Annotated in this window: 15 protein-coding genes and 1 pseudogene; 5 read left to right on the top strand and 11 right to left on the bottom strand. The window is 58.2% G+C overall.

Annotated features, from left to right (window positions below):
- Positions 1-214: 214 nt before the first annotated feature.
- A complete protein-coding gene (locus GCU68_RS06875) occupies positions 215-697 on the top strand; it encodes a hypothetical protein (RefSeq protein WP_152940140.1) in 483 nt (160 codons plus the stop codon).
- A 155-nt stretch (positions 698-852) separates the two neighbouring features.
- On the opposite strand, the gene GCU68_RS06870 is transcribed toward GCU68_RS06875, so the two are convergent.
- From GCU68_RS06870 to GCU68_RS06860, 3 genes are all read right to left on the bottom strand, one after another.
- Positions 853-1,980 (bottom strand): hypothetical protein, encoded by a 1,128-nt coding sequence (locus GCU68_RS06870; protein WP_152940138.1) that lies wholly within the window; start codon positions 1,978-1,980, stop codon positions 853-855.
- Positions 1,981-2,332: 352 nt separating this feature from the next.
- Entirely contained in the window at positions 2,333-2,512 is a 180-nt protein-coding gene (locus tag GCU68_RS06865) for a hypothetical protein (protein ID WP_152940137.1), read from the bottom strand.
- A 110-nt stretch (positions 2,513-2,622) separates the two neighbouring features.
- Positions 2,623-3,381, bottom strand: coding sequence for a PGF-CTERM sorting domain-containing protein (locus GCU68_RS06860; RefSeq protein ID WP_227014956.1), 759 nt, complete (start codon positions 3,379-3,381; stop codon positions 2,623-2,625).
- Positions 3,382-4,022: 641 nt separating this feature from the next.
- Here GCU68_RS06860 and GCU68_RS06855 point away from each other — a divergent pair.
- Positions 4,023-4,748 (top strand): M14 family metallopeptidase, encoded by a 726-nt coding sequence (locus GCU68_RS06855; protein ID WP_227014954.1) that lies wholly within the window; start codon positions 4,023-4,025, stop codon positions 4,746-4,748.
- 540 nt (positions 4,749-5,288) lie between these two features.
- Here GCU68_RS06855 and GCU68_RS06850 read toward each other — a convergent pair.
- The 4 genes from GCU68_RS06850 to GCU68_RS06835 all read right to left on the bottom strand — a co-directional run bounded on the left by GCU68_RS06850 (position 5,289) and on the right by GCU68_RS06835 (position 12,244).
- Entirely contained in the window at positions 5,289-7,736 is a 2,448-nt protein-coding gene (locus GCU68_RS06850; protein ID WP_152940133.1) for a PKD domain-containing protein, read from the bottom strand.
- 244 nt (positions 7,737-7,980) lie between these two features.
- Positions 7,981-9,771, bottom strand: coding sequence for a glutamine--fructose-6-phosphate transaminase (isomerizing) (gene glmS / locus GCU68_RS06845; protein ID WP_152940131.1), 1,791 nt, complete (start codon positions 9,769-9,771; stop codon positions 7,981-7,983).
- Positions 9,771-10,946: a sugar phosphate nucleotidyltransferase gene (locus GCU68_RS06840; protein WP_152940130.1), complete on the bottom strand. Its 1,176-nt coding sequence runs from the start codon at positions 10,944-10,946 to the stop codon at positions 9,771-9,773. Before GCU68_RS06840 ends, glmS begins: the two co-directional genes overlap by 1 nt.
- A gap of 194 nt (positions 10,947-11,140) precedes the next feature.
- Positions 11,141-12,244, bottom strand: a complete 1,104-nt coding sequence (locus tag GCU68_RS06835) for a DUF1616 domain-containing protein (protein ID WP_152940129.1) — start codon at positions 12,242-12,244, stop codon at positions 11,141-11,143.
- A gap of 67 nt (positions 12,245-12,311) precedes the next feature.
- Here GCU68_RS06835 and GCU68_RS06830 point away from each other — a divergent pair.
- The 3 genes and pseudogenes from GCU68_RS06830 to GCU68_RS06820 all read left to right on the top strand — a co-directional run.
- Positions 12,312-12,577: pseudogene (locus GCU68_RS06830) on the top strand (RNA-guided endonuclease InsQ/TnpB family protein); the annotation flags it as partial.
- 228 nt (positions 12,578-12,805) lie between these two features.
- Entirely contained in the window at positions 12,806-13,474 is a 669-nt protein-coding gene (locus GCU68_RS06825) for a helix-turn-helix domain-containing protein (protein ID WP_152940128.1), read from the top strand.
- Between the two features lie 59 nt (positions 13,475-13,533).
- Positions 13,534-13,893 carry a DUF7344 domain-containing protein gene (locus GCU68_RS06820; protein WP_152940127.1) on the top strand — a complete coding sequence of 120 codons (360 nt, stop codon included), beginning with the start codon at positions 13,534-13,536 and terminating at the stop codon, positions 13,891-13,893.
- A 181-nt stretch (positions 13,894-14,074) separates the two neighbouring features.
- Here GCU68_RS06820 and GCU68_RS06815 read toward each other — a convergent pair whose 3' ends face one another.
- The 4 genes from GCU68_RS06815 to GCU68_RS06800 all read right to left on the bottom strand — a co-directional run bounded on the left by GCU68_RS06815 (position 14,075) and on the right by GCU68_RS06800 (position 21,210).
- Positions 14,075-15,733, bottom strand: a complete 1,659-nt coding sequence (locus GCU68_RS06815; RefSeq protein ID WP_152940126.1) for a potassium channel family protein — start codon at positions 15,731-15,733, stop codon at positions 14,075-14,077.
- Between the two features lie 140 nt (positions 15,734-15,873).
- Positions 15,874-17,958, bottom strand: coding sequence for a hypothetical protein (locus GCU68_RS06810; RefSeq protein WP_152940125.1), 2,085 nt, complete (start codon positions 17,956-17,958; stop codon positions 15,874-15,876).
- Between the two features lie 361 nt (positions 17,959-18,319).
- A complete protein-coding gene (locus GCU68_RS06805; RefSeq protein ID WP_152940124.1) occupies positions 18,320-20,074 on the bottom strand; it encodes a GMC family oxidoreductase N-terminal domain-containing protein in 1,755 nt (584 codons plus the stop codon).
- Positions 20,074-21,210, bottom strand: a complete 1,137-nt coding sequence (locus tag GCU68_RS06800) for a hypothetical protein (RefSeq protein WP_152940123.1) — start codon at positions 21,208-21,210, stop codon at positions 20,074-20,076. Before GCU68_RS06800 ends, GCU68_RS06805 begins: the two co-directional genes overlap by 1 nt.
- Positions 21,211-21,532 lie beyond the last annotated feature (322 nt).

Raw genomic sequence — 21,532 nt, 5'->3', positions numbered from 1 at the left:
TGAAAGCACTGTATCGTAACTCGAGTCCCTCGAGGACGCCACAACGATCCAACCGACCGACTTGACGGGCAACATCCGGAACGAAATCCTCCAACTGGCTGCCGTCAAGCGTGCTAGATATTTTGGATAGACAGCAATCATATTTTCTATTCATACATTTTCATCAGATATTTAATTAGATATTTGTATAGTCGGTCACATCGAACGAACATTCATGCCATACAGACGGTCAGCCAAATCAGAGGCTCTGTCCGGCGGGATGATCTCTGGCGTCATCGTCGCAGCGCTGCTCGCCAGTATCTCGTTCGGCGGCGTGCTAGCCGCAACCGGACGCCTCGAAGCTGTCGCGACACTGTATGGCCTCGAGGGCCATGACTGGCTGGTCATCATTGCCCATGGTTTTGTCGGCGCTGTCGTGTTCGTCGCGGGGTTGACACGCGTCGCGAACCACCGGTTTGCCCCGGCACCGATCGCGGTTGCGCTCCGCTCACCGTTCCTCGGCGGCTGGCTCGGGCTCGCCTACGGGAACATCTGCTGGCTCGTCATCGTCGCATACGGAATGCCACTTTGGCAGGAGGCAATCGGCGGCTATCTGCCGCTGCCGTGTCAGCACGGCTCGAGTCTGATGGCGTTCATCGGCTATGGTGCCGTCCTTGGCATGTGTTATCCACTGGTTCGAACCATGATTGATGACTGAGGCCAGACATATCGCTTAGGACCATGCGACCCACAGCCGATCTCTCTTCTCGACTATCGATCCAGGTGTGCCCAACGCTCAGCGATCATCCGGCTTGATGCCTCGCCGCCGGTACTGTCCGTAAACCCCGCAGCGATAGCTCACGCGACCGAGGCTCACTCGAGTAGCCAGACCTGTTCTTCGGTGATCGTCCCGTCCGTGCTGATCACCCAGGCGATGATCGGACAGCCGTTACAGCCACCGTCGAGCGTCAGCGTTGCGGTGTCGTCGGCCCCACTGACGTCACTCACGCCGAGAATGCGGTCCGCATGCCCGAGCCACCAGACCACGCGGTCCAGACCCCCGTCGGGATGGGTGACGTCCAGTTCCAGTTCGAGGTCCGCGTCGCGGCCGGCCTCGAGCGAATCGCCAACTGGCCGTTTCCCATCGATTGCCGGCACGGCAGTCCCGCTTTCCGTCACGTGAACCGTCCAGCTCGCGCGAGTGTTCTGCTCGTCACCGTCGACGGCGGCCGTCACCTCGTAGGTGCCTGCCGTATCGAAGGTGTGACGCCAGTACTCGGCCCCCTGATGGCTGTAGTAGGCAGTATGCCACGGTCCCTGTGCGTGGCCCGCGTACGCGTCGTCGACAAACCAGTGTGTCGTGCCACCGTACTCACCGAGTGCGTCAGAAGCGAGGTCGAACAGGACCGCTGTGTCCGACTGCACAGTGATTTCACGGTCAGGGGTCTGCACAGCAGCTATGTCATCGGAAGCAAGCACGTCGACCGTTCGTTCGGCCACCGCAGTCTCGCTCTCGATCCCAACCGTCATGGTATCGTCTTCTGCAACGGGAGCGATCCGAACGCTCCCAAGATCGAGTGGCTTTGTCTCCCCAGACGCAACTGTCGTCGTGACCGTCGATCGCCGCTCACCATCAACCAGGTAGTCGACTGCTGGGCGGATCGCCGTCTCGCCCGTGTTCTCGATTTCGGCGGTTATCTCAAGTACGTCACCACCCGTAACGGGCGCGTTCGTCGCCGTGATCCGCAGCGACACATCACCTGTCGATTCCGTTTGGTCCGTCGATGTCTCATCTTCGCCCGCAGTCTGATCTGCGGTTGTATCAGCCTCGCTCTCCGCCTGATCTACTGGCGTCTCAGCTTCGCTCCCAGTCTGCTCTGTGCTCGTCTCATCCCCACTGCCATAGCTGCAGCCCGCAACGAGTGTGCCCACGCCCAGTGTGGCGCCGGAGAGATACGATCGGCGGTCGAGACGCGACCGGTCGGGATCGGTTCCGTCCATAACAACTCGAGCCACCAGCGCCGTGCCCTTCAGTATGCACCGCCGGTCTCTGGCCGTGAGATATTCACCGAATCCCTTCTCCCTCGAGGGAATCCTCGAGAACATCTGAACCCTCTATGAAGGTGACTGTTTTGGGCCGCTATGTTCACCGAGGTTTCGGCACAGAAACCAACGGGTAGCAGGCGGAGATCACGCCGTTCAAATTGTCCCACAAATAGAACAGCAGCCCAATTGAGCATTATAGAGACTGTCTGGTCGATCAATACACTCACTTGATCGCCAGTTAAGGCGCGACAGCATACAGAATCAGTGTGACCACGTCGGCCCAGGCGGCGATGGTCGATTATATTGGCTATCCGTTCAGCTGGTCGATACAACACGAGAGACAGTGGAGTTCGTATGTGTTCGGGGCCTGCCAGTGCTCACGTTCCACCCAGATCCCTTCCACCGCATCGCCATCAATCTCGGTGCCACAGACAAGACAGTCGTTGGACTGTCCTGGCGGCGTCGGTTTCGGCCGGTACTGTTGCATACCTGTAGCAGCCGAGAGCGGTGGCATAAGCTTTCAGATATGTCGATTCACAGCATCAACAAAAACAGTCATGCATCGAGAGGAGGTGCCGAATCGCGGTCGACACCTGCTCAGCTACGCCGTCGGACGAACAGCAGCGTTCCTGCGAGCAAGGCAGAGAGTGCACCGCCGACGCCGAAGCCGGGCATCGGTTCGTCCTCTTCGGTCTCGCTGTCGTTCTCAGCGGCCGCAGTGTCGTCCTCAGTGGCCTCGGTGTCGTTATCAGCGGCGGTATCCTCGTCAGCAGTACTGTTGTCAGCAGCGGTGTCAGCGTCAGTAGTGCTATTGTTAGCAGCAGTGTCGTTGTCAGCGGCCGTGGTATCGTTTTCAGCGGTATCGGCGTCAGCAGTATCGTTCTCAGCGGCGGCCGCGCTGTCGTCAGCACCAGCATCGTCAGCAGCGCCGTCGTCAGCGGAATCGGTCACAGTGAGTGTCCCTGATTGGATCTCACCACCGGCGGTGACTGTCCACTCGTAGTCTCCTTCAGAGAGGGCAATCCCTTTAACAGTGAAGGTGGCAGCACCCGTGTCGTCGGTGCTGGCAGTGAGTTCCTCTTCGACCTCTTCACCACTGATCTCGAAAACGACGTCAGTCGTGGCTGGCTCGCCATCGGACGTGGTCACGGTGACGTCGAACGTGGCTGATTCAGTCGTTGCGATCGAATCCGGTGCATCGACCGTCATCTCGAGGTCGGAGTCAGCACTTCCATCGTCTGCAGCGGCCGCGGTTGCTGCGCCCGCAGCGACTGTCGATAGAGCGACCATCGACACGATCATCACTGCGGCGAGTACGGTCCATCGCGTTTCTCGAGTTGCGGTTTCGAATGTCATGTGTTTTGGGTGGTGTCTGAGCGGATTTCCATCGAATCACAGCGCCGTCTCACACCGTCAGCCTCCGGAGCGCAGTTCCGGCGGTTTCACGGCGGGCATTCGGCGGGATTGCGGCGGATGGTCACAGTCAGTGGTGGCCGCTCGTGAATCCGGTAGCGGCGACCAGTCCTGTTCATCGGCCACGTCGCCTCGAGTCGGCGAGGGCAATCGCCTCCGTGTTCTGGATCCGTCGGCTATCGCCTTTCTTGGACCTACACTATTATATTTACAATCGAGTTAGCGATGATTTCAGGACAGTTGCACTCTATACATACGAGACAGTGACAGTTTCGAGCAGCGAAACCGCGATTCGAAACGGTGGATCACCCAAGCTACCGGGCATACGCTCGATTACCTGAGAGAGAACGATCGCTTTCACCGGCCAGGCGGGTGGGACGCGCTATCAAATCTATAATAAAGGTCTGTTCTGCCGAGGTATCGATCACATGGGGTCATTGCAGACATCTCGACGGACAGTATTGACAGCCGCAGCCAGTTGTGTACTCGCCGGCGTCGCCGGTGCTAATTCGAGCGCTGAATCCGACACCGATCTCTCGAGACATTCATATCAAATTCTCGAAGGCACAGAGCACGAGACGACGGTGTACCAGACGGCTGCAACTGCCGACGGACCGACGGTACTGGTCGTCGGCGGAATGCACGGCAACGAAGTTGCAGGGTACGAGGCAGCAGGCCGTATCGCCGAGTGGCAGATCGATGCCGGCACGCTCGTGACGATCCCCTACGTGAACGCTGAGGCTGTCGAACAGCAGACCCGTACAGGCAGTGATGGCGTCGATCTCAACCGTCAGTTCCCCGAAGGCGAGGAGCCGACGACGGAGCTCGCCCGGGAGGTCTGGAACGTCGTCACCCATTACGATCCCGACGTGGTTATCGACCTCCACGAGTCGATCGGCATCTACGCCGGCGGCCCTGTCGACGGCGTCGGACAGGCGATTTTCCACTCGGACAGTACCGAGACCACTGACGATGCCAAGCAGGCTGCCGACACCGTGAACCAGAACCACGTCGATGAACCAGCCCTCGAGTTCACGACCGATACCTTTGCCAAGCCGGAAAACGAACCGAGCGGCTTGCTCGTCCACAAGGCTGCTCGAGACCTGGACGCACAGTCGTTCCTCATCGAAACCCTCTCGCGCGGCCCCGCCCTCGAGACGCGCATTAACTGGCACACACAGTTAGTCACGAACCTGACTGAAGAGGAACTGTTCACAGCAGAGTCGGAGACCGACGACTCGGCTAGTGATTCATCGGATACTCCTGATGAGGAGCCAGCCATCGAACAGTGTCGTGAAGACGCTTCCTAAAAACATCGCAGGACCTTCGCCACCGACGGTCAAATTGTTGAACTCAACGCGCCAGTGCAGCAGGCGATAGGTCCGTTTCTGGATGGAAGATACCAAACAAGCGGGCGATATTCTATCGTTCCGACACATGATAAAAAGTCAAACGGCCAACGGGTTTAATTGGGAGTGGATGGAAGATTCAGTTGGCGAGGAGTTGGAGTACTGTCAACACTGACAGAATCCACCGACACTGAGACATCACATCCCTCGCCACAAATCGCGATCGTTGCACTGTCGACCAGCGACGGACGATCGCATCCCTGTTCGGTTGCCATTCCCACCGCGACCGAACGAGGGGGCTCAACGTCGGCTTCTGGCCGACGTTTTCAGATCGGTGAGCTATTACAATTTCTTCAGAATCAGTCGTATAGCCCTCACTGAGCAGGCCTTCGAACATTCTGATCGATAGCTCAACAGTCAGTCCACTTCTCAAACAGGCTCAGTGAGACAGTGTCAAAAACACGTTAGAAAGATCGCAGAACCGTATTTGTTGCTCGCGAATCAGTCGTCCGAGGAAGTGTCGCCACCCATGGTACCATCGAGGCCAAGCATTGACGAGAGGCGAGCAGCTGGCCGAACGATCGTTGAACGAACAAGCGACCGGCGACGCGCGCTTTCAGCCACCCAGTCTGCGACCGGTGGACTGGTTGCATAATAACAACGGATGAGTAGTTCGCCGACGGCGTTCCCTTTCAGGGTTGTGTCCCGGAACGAACGAAGCGTCTGAACTTGCTCGTGATCAGGGGTCCCACACGCTGCCGTGGCGATGAAGCAGCCCTCGCGTACGGTGATGGTCTCTGTCGTGACCGCCGACTGACCGCCGTCAGTCTCTATCATCAACATGACCTCGTGTTCACCCGGCTCGTCGAACGTGTAACTGACCTGCTTGCCCTCCCGAGTGGCCCCGTCCTCACCGGAAAAGTCCCAATGGTATTGTTCGATCCCCTCAGCCGGCCCAGACTCACTGGCATCGAACGTCACTTCGTCCTCAACGTCGGGTGAATCAGGCGAATACGTGAACTCCGCTGTAAGCACCGACTCTGCATCTTCGACTGTCTTGGTCGCTGATACGAGTGCCTTTTCAGAATCGTACTCTCCGGGTGGCTGTATAACAGCCGTGATCTCGTCACCTTCGGAGAGCGGTGTGGTCAACGATAGCAGCCAGCTATACCAAGATCCACCCCTGAGCTCTAGCGGGTCTCCAGTGAGATCGCGTCCCGATTCATCACCGATACGGACCACCACCTCATCCTCAACGCTCTGTTCAACGGTAGCAGAAATCCAGACTTCATCGTCACCATCGACCAGTGGTTGTTGAAACTCGATGTGCGTCTCGTCGACGGGTCGGTGACGCTGCTCGATCGCCGCTTCGAGATCATCATCGCCTTCGTTGAATAGTGCAACCCACACTACATCGCCCGCCTCGAGCGCCTTCGACAGGTGGATCTGTGTCTCTACGGCCTCACCTGAAGAGACGGAGGCAGCTTCTGCCGTCAGGTCATCGCCAAACATATCGAGCGCACGGACCTCAAAAGTGTCTGCATCATGGTCATCGGCGACAGTGACGGATACGTCGATGACCTCTGTACCCACATCCAGCGGACTCAGAATATCGATAGACGTTTCGAACTCGACCGTTGCGGTGTCCGAACGAACTGCCGCATCTGGATCGTACTCACCCTGCGGCTGAAGGAAGGCAGTGATCTCATCTCCTTTGGAGAGAGACTTGTTCAGTTCAACCGACATAGAAGGATCAAAATAGATAGGAGACGGATCTGCAGTGAGTTCTTGATCCGAGCTATCACTGACACGAATTTCTAATCCATTTTCTATATCCTCGTCGCTGGCGATCACAGAGACTTCGACAGAATCGTTGCCAGCAGCCGGTTGCTCTCGGAATTCGATGTGCGTTTCGTTGACAGCCCCGAAGTCGTCCGCAACTGCCGCCTGAGGGTCGTCAATCCCTTCTTCGAGAAGCACTACCTCCACAAAGTCGCCTGCCTCGAGCGAGTCTATAAGTGGAATTGATTCCTCAGAGACAGCACCTGGTTCGACGGCGACGGCCTCCGCTGTCAGATCGTCACCAGACGAACTGAATGCACGGAGTTCGAGAGTATCTGAGTGGTCATCAGCAACAGTGACCGAGACGTCGACAACCTCGTCACCCGATTCCGGGCGAGTCGGCATCTCTACCGTCGTTTGTAACTCCGAAACTGTCACCGTGACCGAACGGACTGCTGCATCCGGGTCGTACTCTCCTTCTGGTTGAAGGAAGGCGGTAATCTCGTCTCCTTCGGATAGAGAATCGTTCAGTTCGACCAACAGATAAGGGTCCCAATGGACAGGGATAGGATCTGCGGTGAGTTCGTGACCCGAGTCATCGCTAACACGGATTTCTAGCCCATCTTCCAGATCCTCGTCGCTGGCGATCGCAGAGACCTCGACAGAACCGTCGCCAGCAGCTGGATGCTCTCGGAACTCGATGTGTGTCTCGTTGACAGCACTAAATTTACCCGTAACTGCCTCCTGAGGGTCGTCAGTACCTTCTTCGAGGAGCATGACCTCCACAAAGTCGCCTGCCTCGAGTGACTCCGTAAGTTGGATTCGTTTATCTCCATCCGAGTCCAGTGAAACGGTCTTGACCTCTGCTGTCAGTTCGTTCCGTCTCTCATCGAATGCACGGATTTCGAGGAACTCTGTCTCGTACTCCTCGTCTAGCTCAGCCACGACGTCGACAAAATCGTCTCCTGGCTCTGGTCGATTCTGAAAACGGATATCCACCAAATCCTCGGATGACGACGCCACAGCCGTCGTCGAACCGGTTGCACCGAGTCCGACCGTTCCAATCGCACCGACACCAGCAGCCTTCAGCAATTGGCGGCGTTTCGGATCCGATACTGACGTGACCTCATGTGTCTCTCCCGCAGGATTGTATCCGCTATCACTCATGGTTATGTGTCACCAGTCATGTTTGATTAGAGTTCCTATATATAATTTCAAATACATCAAAGATGGTTTCACATACCCTCACAATACACATCAGTAGCGCACACAGATTATTTATCAAATCATACAGGAAATTAATCGGTAAACAATCGTACTAATGGCTCTCCTCTTCGAGGAAAAATGCAAAAGAGTTGAGAACCACTGCATGACAGTGAACACAAAGTCCCCGGACGACGCGACGCTCCGCCTACTCGACGGTGACGCTCTTTGCTAAGTTCCGCGGCTTGTCGATCGACCGCCCCATCCGATTGGCCACCCAGTACGACACCAACTGCAGCTGAATGTTCGCGAGAATCGGCGTCAGCAGCGGCCCCGCCGATGGCACCTCGAGGACGTGATCGGCGTACTGCCCAACCTGCTCGGGCGAATCGGTTACGGCGACAACGGGTGCACCGCGAGCCTCCACCTCTTTGACGTTGCCGAGCGTCTTCGAGACGTTCGTGTCCCCAGCGATCACCGCAAACACCGGCGTTTGATCAGTCACCAGCGCCAGCGGGCCGTGTTTCAGTTCGCCGGCGGCAAAGCCTTCGGCGTGTTCGTACGAGATCTCTTTCATTTTCAGGGCGCCCTCGAGTGCGACGGGAGCGTTGTACCCCCGACCGATGAAGAAGTAGGCGTCCGAGCCCTCGTACGCGTCGGCGATGTCACGTGCGTTCGACTCATCCAGGACCTTCTGGATCTGATCGGGCAAATCACGCAGTCGCTCGACGAACTCCATCGAACCCTCGCCGGAGAGTACGCTCGAGAGCATCGCCAGCGCAACCTGCTGGCTCGCAAATGTCTTGGTCGCGGCAACACCGATCTCGGGGCCGGCCCGGATGTACATCACGTGATCACACTCCCGGGCTGCAGAGCTCCCCACGACGTTCGTCAGTGCAAGCGTCATCGCACCGATCTGGTTTGCTGCCCGCAGTGCACTCATCGTGTCGGCAGTCTCCCCGCTCTGGGTGACACCGACAACAAGCGTCTCCTCGATAGCCGGAATTGCATCGACCTCGTACTCACTGGCGAGAAAACACTGTGCCGGGACACCACGCTCTCGCAGCAGTTTTGCGCCGTACAGCGCAGCGTGATACGACGTGCCGCAGGCCACGAACTGTACGGGCCCGTCATGTTCTAAGTCGGCCAACGCGTCGACATCGATGGTCCCCTCGAGTTCGCTGACACGCTCCCGGAGACACTTGCGGATTGCTGTCGGCTGCTCGTGGATCTCCTTGAGCATATAGTGGTCATACCCCGACTTGCCGGCGTCTTCGGGATCCCAGTCAATCGTCTCGATGGCCGTCTCGACGACGGCCCCTTGCTCGTCGGTGACGACGATGCCGGATGGGTTGACGCGTGCGAACTGGCCGTCCTCGAGATAGACCACCTGATCAGTGAACTCGATAAACGCTGGGACGTCACTCGCTAAATAATGGCCATCGTCGCCAATTCCGAGGACCAACGGCGACTCGTTGCGCGCCGCATACACCGTCTCGCTGCCGTTGAACACGGCGGCGACGGCGTAACTTCCCTCCAGTCGGTGGATGGCTTCCCGAAACGCCTCCTCACGGTCGGCTCCTGTATCGAGCGCCGCCCGGATCAGGTGAGGGATAACCTCAGTGTCGGTCTCACTCGTGAATTCGTAGCCGTCGGCTTCAAGCTCGCGGCGGAGTTCCTGGTAGTTCTCGATGATACCGTTGTGGACGACAGCCACCGTCGACTCGGCGTCCGTATGCGGATGGGCGTTTTCGTCCGATGGCGGCCCGTGGGTGCTCCAGCGGGTATGGCCGATGCCGGCTAATCCATCGAGATCATCGTCGGGAACGGCGGCCTCGAGCGCCGACACCTCTCCCTCGCGTTTGTGGACGGACAGCGAGGAGTTCGACACGGCGACCCCAGCCGAGTCATAGCCACGGTACTCGAGGCCCGAGAGGCCGGTCATTAGGACATCGAGGACGTCCCCCTCGTTGCCGGTGTAACCGATAATCCCACACATTACGATCGCACCTCCGTCTCTTCTGGGAGGGTGCCACGAACGGTTGCCCCAGCCTCGACGTTGGCTTCCGGTCCGACGACGGTTCCAGGAACGTACGTCGAGCCACCCTGATCGGTAACGCGGTCAGCGAGCAAGGCGCCGAGCGATTCGCCTTCGAAGACGCGGTCACCGACGCGGACGTCGCCAGGACCGCCGGGGATCACCGTTCCGTTGCCGATCGTCACACCGACGCCGGTCACACAGTCGGCGACGGTCGCCGACGTACCGATGCGCGTGTCCGTATCGATCACACTGCGTTCGACAACCGCGTTCGATCCGACAGTGACGTTTTCGCCGAGACACGCGTAGGGACCGACGACGGCTCCCGCACCGATCTCACAGTCGGGCGCGATGACGACGGGCTCGCGGATGACAGCCGAGTCATGGATTGCACCAGCGCTGGGGTCTTCGTAATCCCCTTCGACGAGTCCTGCCTCGAACAGTTCGAACGAGACGTCGAGTAAGTCCCATGGATAGGTAGCGTCAACCCAGAGTCCCTCCGAAATGACTCCACGGACATCAGCACCTGACTCGAGAAGTTCGATGATCCCGTCGATCAGCGACTGCTCGCCGGCACGCGGCTCGGCAGCGCGAATCGCGTCGAAGATTGCCGACTCGAAGGCGTAGACACCAGCGTTGAACCGGTACCCGCGCTCATCCTGTGGATTTTCGACGAGTTCCGTGACAGCGCCGTCCTCGAGAAGGACGCCGCCGTAGGATTCGATGTCGCGCCGGTTGAGCAATCCGAGTGTTGCCGCCGCGTTATCGTGTGCCTCGAGAACGTCACTGATGATTTGGCTGTCGACAATCTGGTCACCATTGACGACGAGCGTCGTCCCGTCGACCTCGGACTCAGCGGCCAGCAACGCGTGGCCGCTGCCAAGTGGTTGGTTCTGGGTGACGTAGGTCAGCGGAACGTTCCGATAGGTCGGTCCGAAGTACGCCTGCACGCGGTTACGGCCGTAGCCGACGACAACGGTGATCTCGGTGACGCCGGCCTCGAGCAGTTGATCGAATACGTGCTCGAGGATCGGCGTCGTTGCGGCGGGAAGCAACGGCTTCGGCCGATTGCGCGTCAGCGGCCGGAGTCGTTCTCCTTCACCGCCAGCGAGGACGACTGCGGAAACAGAATCCATATGACAACTACGTGTAGAGTATCCCCTTATTACTATTGGTTTTCTCAATCACCAGTTATAAACCCGCTATGAGATCGGACCTCCGCTCCAAAACGACGATCCCTCCCACCTCGAAACACAACGAACGGCGTCTTGATGGTTATCCCTGCCACGTTTCGCCTACCGGGTCAGTCGAAAGCCACAACTCGACAGTCTCACTCAGCGCTAACGTCGACCCAGAGGTGAACAGAGTATTCGGTGCTCTCCATCGACGGCTCCTCGGGGACCTCACCGTCGGGATAGAGCAGCCAGACGAGCCGGATATCCTCGCCAGTCATCGTCGGCTCTATATCGTGAGGATGGTGCCAGCTTTCGTTGTGAGCCAACTGCGTCTCGAAGCGATCGAGTTCGCGTTGCTCTTCGACAACAGTCTCGTTTTCGACGACCGTTTCGCCATCGTCGTTGACAGTCTCGTTGGTCTCAGTAGACACCCGTTGTTCGACGAGGACGACGGTGTAGTCGACGGTTCGGTGTTCGTGATTGTCGACACCGAGAACGATCTCCTGACTCTCACCTTGGGTAAAATTGGTTGGATAGTTATCGGCGACGAGTTCACCATCATCATCTTCGCCTAGAACATACACGGCGGAGAACTGTTCTCCCTCAGGAGGCACCACGACCGCGTAGCTGACAGTTCCGATGGCCAGCATCACCGAGAGAACCAAGATCACGTTCAGGACGGCGTCACCTCGAGTATCCGGCTCGAGCAGTTCCGACCGGCCGGCGGCATACCACTCACGATAGGGAACATGGAACCGCTCGTCCTCTGGCAGTTCCCACCGACGAACGGCGGCGACGGCGGTCGCAACCGCGGTAAAGGCGCTTACGGTAACCATGATCGGAACCAGTCTGATTCCCCACGGCGTGAAGTTCAACACGAGCCCGAGCAACGGTGTGATCGCGATACTAAGCCCAAACGACAGCGCAACCCGTTCGATCCCGTCGATCCCCGAACGATCACGGTCAAGCACCCTTGACTGTATCAGCCCGCCGCTGTCGTCATCTCCACTGGACTCGAGGTCCTCCTCGGCGGTTGGAGACACACCGGCTTCGGGAAAGAGTGCTGCAATAAACGCGTAGCCGGGCACGAAAAGAACGAACGCGAGCCCGAGCGGCACCCGAAGCGGAGTCTCTCGAATAACTGGTGCGAGCACGGCGACGTTCGTCAGAATCAAGACCACGAGAACGGCAGCGAGGTCGGCCGGAAGCGTCCGCACTGGTCGCGGAAGCATGGCCACCAGCGAACGCGAATCAACCATTCGTCCCTACGTAACAATGACATCAATAAAAGGAAACCGGTCACGGCTTGGACTTGACAAACAGAGCGGAAATGCGGACATAAACCACCGCAGGCAGCGTTCTCCCTCGAGATTTTCCCTGATAAACGTCTGTGAGGGGTATGATACGGCATTCAATGCTGACGTGAACGTGGCGGAGAACATCCGTCTCGACATCAACACAAGTAACTCCGAGTCTTCGACCAGTTTCGGCGAGGATAGGAGTACCGGCTGGTTGGCACAGCCCGAAGTCTACCTGATGACTTGCCACGCTGATTCTTACCACGTGACCAAGTGGTGGACTGCAAACCGTAATATCCCAACGCTAAGCAAATCGGAGATTTACGAGGTACGCGAATCTTCGATTCGCTTGACTTAGCGTGTCATAGAACCAGTCACACGCCTATTGGACTCGTAGGGAATGGTAAGTACAGGGCAAAGATATATCGAGTCGGTGCCGAACACGAAACGCAAAATATGTTCGTGACTTAGTCTCACAGTCCCGTAGAGAGTATTTACGCTCAGGGCACCACGGATTGGATGATGGCTACAGAGGCTTCCTTTGCGGTTCCATCGGATGAGTTCCCGCTGGGGACGTTGTTCGAACAACTGCCAGATGTGTCGATCGAACTGGAGCGGATCATCCCCGCTCAAGAGGTGGTGATCCCCTACTTCTGGGTTCGGGGAACCACAGTTGACGATGTCGAAGATGCGTTCTCGGAGCATCCCGGCGTGAAGCGAATCCAGTTCATCGACTCCGTCGAAGACGAGCATCTGTTACGCGTCGAATGGGCGGTGGATTACGACGACGTGTTAACCACGCTGACGGAGACGCAGGTCGCGCTCATCGAAGCCGTCGGGACGGACAAGCAGTGGACGTTCGATATTCGTGGTGACACCCGTAGCGATATTGCTGATTTTCAATCCCGTTGTCGAGAGTTGGATATCCAGCTCACGCTCACGGAGCTGCACGCGCTCACGCCGGTCGAGACGGGTACCGAGGCGGCGCTGACCGACACCCAGCAAGAGGCGCTGGTGCTGGCCTACGAGCGCGGCTACTTCGAATCCCCGCGCGAGACAACGATGGAAGAAATCGGCGACGAACTCGGCATCTCACAGCAGGCCGTCGCATCCAGACTCCGGCGCGGAATTAAGCACATCCTCGGGGAGACATTATCCGACATATCGGCTCCCTCTCAACAGAGGACTTAAAAGCGTGTTGGATACTAAAAAGTGGAGGTGATCCGGGCAGGTCGTCTGAAGATGATCTAATGAGCGAAAATCCCATCGCATTCGACACGGTGCTCGACGTGTGTGGAGATGAGCATCGTCGCATCATCCTCGCGGTACTCGCAGAAGAACAGCGTTCGTTGACGGTGAATGACCTCAGGAGTACGATTCTCAACTATAATCATCATACACCAGTTACCGAAGCTTCTGAAGAGGTGCTAACGGAGATTCAGTCCTCGCTATCCCACACGCACATTCCAAAGTTAGAATCGGCAGGGGTCATCGAATACGATTCGGAACGTCAACTCGTGGAACCAACGGAACAGTTCGACCAGCTACAGCCCCATCTATCTGCAATCCTCGGTACCGATCCGAATCTCGACGAACCAATTGAGTTGTGAATTCGTGCAGGTGACTCTCTTTAATGGTATGGATTGGCGTGGAATATCCAGTCAGCATTCGTCGGTAGTTGTGTAATCGAGTGACGCGATTCACGCCCGCCCTTCAGCCTCGCGTCTCTCGGCTTCAGGACGGGATTCTCTCGCTGACTAAAGATAGTGAATGAGTTCGACAGCCCCGAAGTCACGAGGTGGCGACCGTTCGTTCGAACTCCTGAATCGCCTCGTCGCTTCCCGCGACGAACACGTCGTCGTCGGCCTTGATGGTGGTACGTTCGTCGGTGTGAACAGCCTCGTCGCGCGAGACGCCGATTACGGTCCAATCACGGTCGGTGTCGCGACGGACCTCCGCCACCGTCTCGCCGGCGAACGGAGCCGCGTCGGCTCGAATGAAGCGGATCTGACTCGCTGGATCCATGATATGTTCACCGTGAATCTCCGCCGCGACCAGTCGAGCGGACACTCGTTGGATGGACAGGACGTAGTCAGCACCTGCTCTGAACGCTGCCCTCGTCTTCTCTCCATCGGTCACGCGTGCGAGAATCTCCACCCTGCTGGAGAGCGAGCGGGCGACGGCGATGGTCATCAATGCGGTCGAATCGTCGTCGACGGTGACGACCAGCGCCGAGGCATCGTCGATGCCGGCTTTGCGGAGCGTTTCGGGTTCGGTAACATCACCGACGATGTCGGGATCGCGCTCCTCCGATTGGTCGACGGTCGTCACCGAGACGTCTGGCGGGAGCGCCTCGACGGCGGCGGTTCCGCCCTCGCCGACGCCGGCGACGACCACCTCCGAGGGGGGCGCGATGGGGCGCGATCGGACGTCGCCGATCTCGGTCGTCATCTCGTCGATCTCGTTCTCTGGTCCAGCCACGGTCAGGACGGTGTTAGGCGTGAGTTCGTCGTCGGGAGACGGCGGCAGCCGTAGCTCACCGTCAAACCACCCGGCGACCAGAGTCAGATTCGGGTGGTTCGCTATCGGCGAGTCACGCACCCGAACGCCGTGGAGCGGACTATCCCGCCGGACGAGTATCTCACGGATGTCGATTTCACCCTCTTCGGACCATTCATCGACCGTGACGGGCGTCGTCGCTTTCTCCGCCAGTCGCCGGCCGATCAGTGCGTGTGGAGCGACGCTGCGGTCGACGCCAACCTCCGCGAGTGCTGCGTTATGGCGCGTTGACTCGGTGAAACTGATTACCCGCAGGTCCTCGTTGGCCTCCAGCGCGGTCAGGACGATACTCGCGGTTTTATCGCCAGCGTCGGTGATGAGTAGTGACGCTCGCTCGATCGTCGCACGGTCGAGGTCGGCTCGATCCTCCGGATTGCCGTTGATTGCCTGATACCCGTCATCCGAGAGTTGCTTCGCCTCCTCTATGTCGGATTCGATGAGGACGTAATCGATATCAAGTTCCTCGAGTTCGTTGAGCAGCATGTCGGTGTCGCGCTGGTACTCCGCGATGACGACGTGGTCGGCTTTGCTTGTGAGGCGCTCGGCAAGGTTCAGCGGCGTCTGCTCGAACAGCGGGATGACCAAGACACGCAGCGCGACGAACCCGATGACGACGCCGGTCAACTGGATCGTCACCATCAAGACGTTCATCACCGGCGTCGCCCAGGGTGAATCCGCACCGAAGCCGGTCGTTGTCATCGTCTCAATCACTGTCTGGAACGACCGAAAGACAGACTGGGGGCGATTTTCGAGCGCTTGCATCCCCCAGTTGTAAACGAGCGTATAAAAGAGGACAACCACACCGAGACTGACCACGAAGGTCACTAACAGTCGTTGACGTTGCGTGAGATCTCGCGGATGCAACCCCTCAATGTCTCGGAGCTCGCGCATTCGATGGTTCTACTGCTGGTGATAAGCCCTCTGAGCGATTAAATGACTGGTCGGCTGTTGCTGGGAGGCACTGGAGAAGGGCGGCTGTACCGACGTTGAAACCAATCATCTGTCGAGGGTTTCAACGGTGCACCAGATAGCTAATCGTCTGCCGGACTGGTCGAAGTAGTCTCCTCGAGCCCACACAGCGCTCGCGCGCGCTCGAGAACGGTCTCGGCGTCGTGTTCAGAGATTCCCTCGCGGCCGAATGTCGCCTGTTCGTACCCTTCTGTGACGTCCCGGAGCGTGGTGACTGAATCCGCGGAAGCCGGGTCGCGCTCGCGGTACTGTCGATAGAACTCCCAGTGAGTGAGCGCACCGGCTATCTCAAGTTGGGACTCGAGATGTGTGCGGACTGCCGCGTAGCCGTTTTGGACCGCTCCATCGGCATCACCACGCGAGAGTTGCGTGGCAGCCTGTGACAGCAGTGCCTGAGAGAGCGACGATGACTCGACCGAGTCAACAGTCGCCACTGGGTCGCTCTCGTCGGCTTGACTGTCAGATGGTGATGTCGACTCCGTCCGATCGCGATACCAGTAGACGCCAGCCACACCAGCCACGACAACAGATAGTCCGAGTACGAGCCACATCCACGTCGGCAAGAAAGCGCTGCTGTTACTGGCACTCGAGAGCGAAACCGTCGTCGCAGCCTCCGTTCGTGCTAGGTTTGTCCCATCGTCGTCGTAGACGGCAACGAGTTGAACATCACCCGCGGTCGTCCCTTCGGGCAGCGAAACCGAGCCAGTGAACGCGCCAGTCTCGTCGGTCGTAACCGTCTCGAGGACTTCTCCATCGACGAGCAACTGTACTGATTGGGCTCCGACGCCGTTGCCGGCTGCCTCGAGTGTTCCGTTGACCGCCACCTCACTGTTGTCGGTCTGACTCGCAGAGATGGAGAGATCAGGCTCAGTTTCCGTCACCGTTACTGTCGTTTCTGCCTCAGTGCTTGCGAGCGCTCGGTCTTCGAAGGGGAGTGCAACTCGCACCGACTGCTCACCAGCAGAGATGCCGGCAGGAACTGTCGCGGATCCCGTGAACGATCCATTTACGGTTTCGGTGACGCCCAGGAATTCGCCACCACTCGAAACCGAGAGGGGCACACCATCGACTGGTACACCATCGACGTATAGTTCGGATTCGACGACAAGCTCATCACCGAACGCCACTTGTTCGGGATCGACGACTGGCGCAGTGATCGTTGGCTCAACCTGTTCGATCGAAACCGCCACGTCAGTTTCACTGCCGAAATAGACCGACTGTGTCTCCGGGGCGTACCGAACCGTCACTGTCTCTGCAGACAGCGGGGCGGAGATCGGTCGGTACTCGAAGTCGAACGATCCAGCGCCGTCTGTCTCAGCCTGAATCGTTTGGTTGCCGATATCGAGACGGATCTCCTCGTTCGCAATCGGCTCGCCATCTGCCGTTCGCAACTCACCGGTTCCAACGAGCGGCTCGGTAAACGAGATGTCCGTATTCGTCGGCTCGATGGTCAGTTCGGTTTCGACAAACTCCGATTCGCGAATTACTTCCTGTTCGGTCTGAACGTCCTGATTGACGGTTTCGATCGCAGCACTTGCGTCGGACAGATCGATATCTTCGTCTTCGCTGATGGCACCGTAGTGGTCCTGGAGTTGCTGACTCGACGATTCGATGTCGTTTGAAAGCACCTCGAGTTCGCGAGCGAGTTCACGGGCGCGCTCTTCATTACCTGTCTCGCGTGAGGCCTCGTACTGGGATTTGAGGTCCTGGTACTCTTCGACTGAATCCGTCAACTCTTCTTGTTCGTTCTGGGCCTCCTCGTAGGAGTTGTTCGCTCCACTCTCGGTATCGCCGGCCACGTCGACGTACTGCTCGAATCGGTCACGGTACTCCTCATCGACGTACTCGCGTGCGAGGTCATACTCGCCCTCACTGAGTTCGACGGCGCTACCCTCGAGTTGACTCGACATCCAGTCGGAGAGCCAGCGTTCAGTTGCCTCGCTATCGCCGTCTTCATCGTACTCGTCGGGATTCTGATGCCGGACAGTTTCGTTGTCCTCGGACCCATCGTCCGGCGTGTCCTGCTGGAACGCAACGCGTTCGTTGGTGCTGTCAGCTGGAGCTGCAACCGCGCCACCGACTGCAGTAAGCGGGAGACAGACCAGAAGTACCACGAGGACGATCGTCCGGCCGACGGCAGTTGTCACAGTTCTCGAATTTGAGGCCGGCGGCAAAAAACTGTTCTCTTGACACGGTCAACTACTCTATCTACCTCATTCACTTGTGCTCGTTTGTTGAGAGCGGGGCTTCCCGCTTCGATGACCCTTTGCAGATACCCCCCGCGGTAGCAGTCTCCATTGGACGGTTAGCGACGGCTGAAAACGTTAGTGAAAGGGTCATGGAGGGCGTCCATCAAAATGGCTAGTCTGAAAGTTCGTCACGGACGTTCCAGACACATTAGTGGACAGTACCCTCGTCTTCGGTATCTGGTCAAGTCGGTAGAGTGAGGGGTGGTAAACTTGCTGCCACAGTGCGCAGAGAACAAAGCAAGGTCAGAATGGTAGTAGGCTAGAAGTAGAGGTCGCCGATTCGATCGGCGGTCCGCAGTGCGAGCGCTTGCCCGGTATTGGTCGGGTTCGGACCACCCAGTCCGTTCGCCAACGCGGAGTGATCGGCGACGAAGAGCCTCGAGACGTTCTTCGCCTCGGCGTTCTCGTCAAGCACCTTCCCCATTCGCATCGTCGATTGCATATGAAGCAACAACGGTGGCCACTCACAGCGGTGGACGTGATCGGCACCGGCCTCACGATGGATGTTCGCGGCGATGCGTGAGAGTTCGTCCCGCTTTGCATCGTCGTCGGGATGGGGTTCGTACTTGACCTTCGGAACCGGACCGTGTTCGTCGCTGAACGTATTGTCCAACGAGACGCCGTTGTCCTGATGCGGGAGGTCATCGGTGAGGATCAGGAGTGCCTTTGTCTGGCGGTAATCCGACATCCGGCGCTTGAGTTCCTTGCCGACGACGTAGCCACGGGTGTCCCACGGTTCGTCGGGGTCGACCGGCGTGTCGAAGCTGTACCCCGCCTCGGTAAAGAGGTAGTCGGCGTAGGAGACGAGCCCCGGAGACATGCCGATGTCTTCGAGTCCGCCGATCCCGGGTTTGTCGAACCGAACTGCGGAGTTCTGACCCACGTAGGGGTCCATGTGCTCATTCTCGGGGTTGATCTCAGCGACGGTATCGTCATCGTAGACGCCGACGACCCAGTCGAACCAGTGGGTCGTGAGTCCCTTGCCGACCCAGCCATCGTCCGGCAGGCCCGAATTGAGCCAGAGTCGCGGTGATTCGATGCAGCCAGCAGCAAGGACGACGACGTCGGCCGAGACCGTCTGTGAGCTACCGGACCAAGAGTCGCGGAACGTGACGCCCGTCGCCTCCATCGTCCCGAGCCCTTCTTCGGTTTCAATGTTCGTGACGAAGGCGTTCGGGCGAATCGCGACGTTCCCCGCTTCGGGGTCGTCGTTCGTATCGAGCGCTCGCGGCACCCAGCTCACGTTCGCGGATTTGCGGGCCTTCTCGCGAACTGGTGCGTCGATGGGAGTCGATGAGCCTTGGAAGTGGTCGCCGACGAGCGTGTCACCGCGGAACCCGTCATCATAACTGAACGATCCCTCGTAGTTGGAATCGAGTGGCTGGTCGGTCGCTGTTTCCTCTCCAGGAACTGCGACGGCGTTGGCTTGTGGTCTCCACCCCGTCTCCGTGACGTTCTTTGTATCGATGAGCGGGTAGCCGGCGTTCGTCGCTCCTTCGATGAATACCTCCTCCTTGGCCGTCATCGGCGCTTGCTGGGTACTCGTCACTTCCTCGTTGAGTTGATAGTACGGAACGAGGTCTTCGTACGAGATCGGCCAGTGCTCTTGCTCGTCGATGGCGTAGGGATACGCCCGGGGATGGTTCGCGAAGTAGTGGAGCGAAGTGCCACCGACCGCGCCGACCTGCCAGATGAACGCGTTCTGATGGAGATTCCGGAACCACGGCGCTCGCGAGTGATCGGCCGGACCCACGCGGAGGTAGCCGTGAGTGGGGTCGTTCGCGTCGGCTTCTCGATGGGTGAACTGATCGTCCAGTAACTTTCCATCGAGATCGTCGGGATCCGTACTCACCGTCCCGCCGGCGTCGGCGTGTGGCTCGGGCCACTGTTCGTTGCCGTGCCACGGACCACCCTCGAGGATGAGGACGTCGAGGCCGTGCTCGCGAGCGAGTCGTGACGCAGCGGCCGGACCGTCCGCACCGGCACCGATGACGACGACGTCAGGGTCGTTCATCAGGTGTCACCTCCGATCCCGTCAATGACATCATCGCCAGTCAGGTCATCCGGGAGGTTCAGGTTCTTGGCCTTCGGGTCCTTGAACCCGCCCGGAACGGCGTGACGCCAGTCGGCCGCGTATCCTGGAGCGGGGCCGGGATAGCCGCTCTGCTGACGGCTCTGGACGTCGGCCGGATCCTGCTGCATTTTGCGCTCGTTGGGCGTGTTCGTCTTCGTGTCTCCGTATCCGGACCACTCGGTGTAGTAGCCGAAGCCGTGGAGGCCGTTGACGGCCATAACCACGTACTTTAGGATGCCGACGTCTGGCACCAGCGGCGACAGGAGATCGTCGAGCGTGTCGATGGCACCTCCATCGACGATCGTCCACAGACACCGCAGTCGGTCCTCTCGAGAGAGACGAGTAAACGTCCCCCCACCCGGAAATTCCTCGTTCGGTGAGACGGGATCTTCGTTCTTCCCGAGTGTGAGGAACTCCGCGGCCACGAGGTCGAACACGAGCGTGAATATCGACGCATAGGGGTAATTCTGGAGGACTCGATGGACCGATTCGTTAGTCGTCTCGACGACCAGTTCGAACTCCGCCGGCCCCTCCGCGGTTTCGTCCCAGTCGGCAAACCCGATTTCCAGTTGCACAAGCGAGCCGAACGTGAGGTACTCCTCGAGTTTCTCGCCGTCCAGGTCGAGTTCCAAGAGGCTAACGTCTGCGAGATCCAGTATCGCGTTCAGGTCAGATCCGAGGCCTGTTGTGTCGACGGCTGTTTCGAACATGCTCCGTGGCATCTCCGGTCCCGAATCGTCTGAGAGATCGAGGAGCGAGTCTTTCTCGGTCACCATCTCAGCACGGATTTCCTGGAAATGGTTGAAATCCCAGATGAGGAACTTCTCTAACCCGACGTCGAGACCGCCGGGGACGTGTTCTGGCCCGAGTTCGTTCTCAAGCTCCGGTGTTCGTGGCACAATTGCATCGACAATTGATCGGTACGTGTCCGCCGTGTGGGGGTCGCTCTGCAGTGGTGCATCCATCGCTGCTTGAGCAGTCTCGAAGGTCGCGTTCGACATTGACAGCGCTGCGAGCCCGCCAATTCCTTTCACGACGCCCCGTCGGCTTACTTGGTTCCCATCATTTCCTTGCATGTGTGTTCCAGGTCACGCCAGCAACACCGTTTGTCACTGTGTGACGCCAACACAAGGGAATCACACGACATTTTATAAATGTATGCAACTGATAAAAATTACATCATTACAGAGTTACACCTGAAGATTTCGAAAATAGAAACGCAACTATATCCAATTAAATCACCTATAGGCCTTTTTTAGGCGGTGTCATTGAAATCCACTAGCCAATGGTAATATAATAGCATTTAGATTACCAATAGGTTATTTGCATCTCTTATAAAATGGCAACAAAACCGCCTTCGTCCCATATTATCGAACAAATTAAAGAAGATAGCCATCG

It is taken from the genome of Natronorubrum aibiense, from assembly GCF_009392895.1.
Classification (GTDB): Archaea; Halobacteriota; Halobacteria; order Halobacteriales; family Natrialbaceae; genus Natronorubrum; species Natronorubrum aibiense.
This window is presented reverse-complemented; position numbering and strand designations above follow the sequence as displayed.